Source organism: uncultured Sphingomonas sp., from assembly GCF_946477935.1.
Taxonomy (GTDB): Bacteria; Pseudomonadota; Alphaproteobacteria; order Sphingomonadales; family Sphingomonadaceae; genus Sphingomonas.
In genome coordinates this window covers 1-2,868 of the sequence record NZ_CAMLAC010000332.1, presented here as the reverse complement: position 1 = coordinate 2,868, position 2,868 = coordinate 1, and the positions used below count along the sequence as shown (strand labels likewise).

4 protein-coding genes and 1 pseudogene are annotated in these 2,868 nt (G+C 71.0%); 1 reads left to right on the top strand and 4 read right to left on the bottom strand.

The features are described from left to right. The coding region (locus Q0U08_RS19465; RefSeq protein WP_298093427.1) for a molybdopterin molybdotransferase MoeA at positions 1–980 on the bottom strand (980 nt) is incomplete at its 3' end. A 113-nt stretch (positions 981–1,093) separates the two neighbouring features. Between Q0U08_RS19465 and Q0U08_RS19460 the strand changes: the two genes are divergently transcribed. Next, positions 1,094–1,354 (top strand): DUF6356 family protein, encoded by a 261-nt coding sequence (locus Q0U08_RS19460; RefSeq protein WP_298093426.1) that lies wholly within the window; start codon positions 1,094–1,096, stop codon positions 1,352–1,354. Here Q0U08_RS19460 and moaC read toward each other — a convergent pair. The 3 genes and pseudogenes from moaC to Q0U08_RS19445 form a co-directional block, all read right to left on the bottom strand. Then, the gene (gene moaC / locus Q0U08_RS19455) at positions 1,342–1,836 is read right to left on the bottom strand and encodes a cyclic pyranopterin monophosphate synthase MoaC (protein ID WP_298093424.1); all 495 of its coding nucleotides are present in this window, start codon (positions 1,834–1,836) and stop codon (positions 1,342–1,344) included. The two genes, Q0U08_RS19460 and moaC, sit on opposite strands and share 13 nt — an antisense overlap. Continuing rightward, positions 1,836–2,615: an indole-3-glycerol phosphate synthase TrpC gene (gene trpC / locus Q0U08_RS19450; protein WP_298093423.1), complete on the bottom strand. Its 780-nt coding sequence runs from the start codon at positions 2,613–2,615 to the stop codon at positions 1,836–1,838. The genes moaC and trpC overlap by 1 nt, the downstream gene beginning before the upstream one ends. Further along, a pseudogene (locus tag Q0U08_RS19445) lies at positions 2,612–2,868 on the bottom strand (anthranilate phosphoribosyltransferase); the annotation flags it as partial. The pseudogene Q0U08_RS19445 and the gene trpC, both read right to left, overlap by 4 nt.

Genomic DNA, 2,868 nt, shown 5'->3' with positions numbered 1-2,868 from the left:
GTGCGGGGCAAGGGGTCGGCGGCACCGGCGAGGGCCGCGACGAGGGGCTTCACGAACAGCATGGCGGTGACAAAGGCGGAGACCGGGTTGCCGGGCAGGCCGAGGACGAGGGCGTCACCCAGTCGCCCGGCCATCATCGGCTTGCCGGGGCGCAGGGCGATGCGCCAGAAATCGATGGTGCCGCCCGCCGCGGCGAGCGCGGGGCGGACGAGGTCGTGATCGCCGACCGAGGCGCCGCCGGTGGTGACGAGCAGGTCGGCGCGCACGCCGGCAAAGGCGCGGGTCAGTGCGTCGAGATCGTCGGGCAGGATACCGAGGTCGATGATCTCCACCGGCAGATCGCCCAGCATCGCGGCGAGCATGACGCCGTTCGATTCGGGGAGCGCCAGACCCGTGACGTCGCTGCCGGGGGCAACCAGTTCGTCGCCGGTGGCGGCCACGGCGATGCGGACACGGCGACGCACGGGCAGGGTGGCGACGCCGCCCGTCGCGGCGACGGCGATACGCGCGGGCGTGAGGCGCTCACCCGCGGAGACGAGGCGCTGGCCGGCGTGGAAATCAAGGCCGCGGGGGCGGACGTTGCGCCCCCGGTGCGCAGGGCCCTCGCCCGTCAGCGTCAGGGTGTCGCCGTCGCGCCCGGCTTCTTCCTGGATCAGCACGGTATCGGTGCCGGGCGGCATGGCAGCGCCGGTGAAGATGCGGGTTGCCTGTCCTGCCCCGACGGGCATGGCAAAGGGCCGGCCGGCGGCGCTTTCGCCGATCACCTGCCATGGGCCGGGCATGTCGTCGAAGCGGATCGCATAGCCGTCCATCGCCGACAGGTCGGCGGCGGGTTGCGTGCGGGCAGCGAGAATGTCGGCGGCGGCCCAGCGGCCCGCGGCGTCGCGCAGCGGCAGCATCTCGGTGGATACGGGCACGGCAAGCGCGAGCAGGTGTGCCTGGGCCTGGGCGACGGGGACGAGCGGAGCGGCGGCGGAGATGGCGATGTCCTTCGCGAAACGGCGGCAAGGAGGGAAACGGAGGCGGGGCGACAAGGGTCCGCGGTTGATCGCCTGGGGGCGGATGCGATATCCTACCCCTCAAGGAGAAGCCGATGCGAGCCCTTTCCGTTGTCGATACCGTTTTTGCCCGGCACCCGCGTGCGGTGGGCGAAAGCTATCTGGACCATGCGCGCACCGCGACCGGCTTCGGACTGGCGATGCTGGGCGGCGGGCTGGCCTGCATCATCCATGCCGCGGTGCCGGCGCTGTTCACCACCACGGGCAGCGACACGATCCGGCGGCTGCACGCGCGGATGAGCGGCCGGGCGAAACAGGGTGCGGCCGCGCGGGAGTGCTTCTGCTACGAAATCTGAGCAGCGACGACCGCCGGGGCGACCCAATCGCCCGACTTGCCGCCCTGCTTGGCGAGCAGGCGGATGTCGGACAGGACCATCGCCTTGTCGAGCGCCTTGGCCATGTCATAGAGCGTCAGCAGGGTGACCGAGACGGCGGTCAGCGCCTCCATCTCCACCCCCGTCTGGCCTGCGGTGGCGGCGGTCGCGGTGGCGGTGACGCCGGTTGCATCCAGCGCCAGGTCGATCTCGATCTTCGTCAGCGGCAGCGGGTGGCAGAGCGGAATCAGGTCGCTGGTCCGCTTGGCCGCCATGATGCCGGCGACGCGGGCAACGGCCAGCACGTCGCCCTTTTTCGTGCGGCCCTCCGCAATGGCGGCGGCGGCTTCCGGCGACATGGTGATGCGCCCCGACGCGACCGCCTGGCGCTGCGTCACCGCCTTGTCGCCGACATCGACCATGCGTGCGGCGCCATCGGCATCGATATGGGTGAGGCCGGGCATCAGCCGACCAGCGCGCGGGTCGCGGCCTCGACATCGGGCTGGCGCATCAGCGCCTCGCCGATCAGGAAGCAGTGGATGCCGTGTTCGGCCATCGCATCGAGATCGGCGCGGCTGGTGAGGCCGCTTTCGGCGACAAAGGTGCAGCCCTTCGGCGCGTGGCCGACCAGATCATAGGTGTTCTGGAAGTTCACCTCGAATGTCTTCAGATTGCGATTGTTGACGCCGATCAGGCGCGAGCGGAGCCGCGCGGCACGCTCCATCTCGGACAGGTCGTGAACCTCCACCAGCGCGTCCATGCCGCATTCGAAGGCGGCTGCCTCGATCTCCTGCATCTGTCCGTCATCCAGCGCGGCGACGATGATGAGGATCGCGTCAGCGCCCAGCGCGCGTGCCTCGTGCACCTGCCAGGGATCCACCATGAAGTCCTTGCGCAAGACCGGGATCGAGACGGCGTTGCGACCGGCCTCCAGATAGGCGTCCGACCCCTGGAACCAGCGCTCATCCGTCAGGATCGACAGACAGGCGGCGCCGCCGGCTTCATAGGCGCGGGCATGGGCGACGGGGTCGAAATCCTCGCGGATCAGGCCCTTGGAGGGGCTGGCCTTTTTCACTTCGGCGATGAGGGCGTGGCCGGCCTTTGCATCGAGGGCGGCGCGGAAGCCGCGCGGGGCGCTCTGGTCGGCGATGCGCGCGTCGAGATCGGCGTGCGAGATCGTCGCCTTGCGCGCGGCGACGTCGGCGCGCTTGGTCTCCAGGATGCGGTCGAGCATCGTCGTCATCGGTAGGCAATCCATTGATCGAGCAGGCGGGCGGCGGCACCGTCGTCCAGCACGCGCGCGGCGGCGACGGCGCCATGGCCAAGCGTCGTGCTGTGCCCCGCGACGATGAGCGCGGCGGCGGCGTTGAGCAGCACCGCGTCGCGGTACGCGCCCTCCTGCCCGGCGAGCAGGCGTTGCAGGGCGGCGGGGTTGTAGGCGGCGTCGCCGCCGCGGATGGCGGAGACGGGGTGGCGGGGCAGGCCGGCATCCTCGG

Coding starts and splice junctions, on each gene's coding strand:
- Q0U08_RS19460 (WP_298093426.1), top strand. CDS start 1,094: ATGCGAGCCCTTTCCGTTGTCGATACCGTTTTTGCCCGGCACCCGCGT.
- moaC (WP_298093424.1), bottom strand. CDS start 1,836: ATGCCCGGCCTCACCCATATCGATGCCGATGGCGCCGCACGCATGGTC.
- trpC (WP_298093423.1), bottom strand. CDS start 2,615: ATGACGACGATGCTCGACCGCATCCTGGAGACCAAGCGCGCCGACGTC.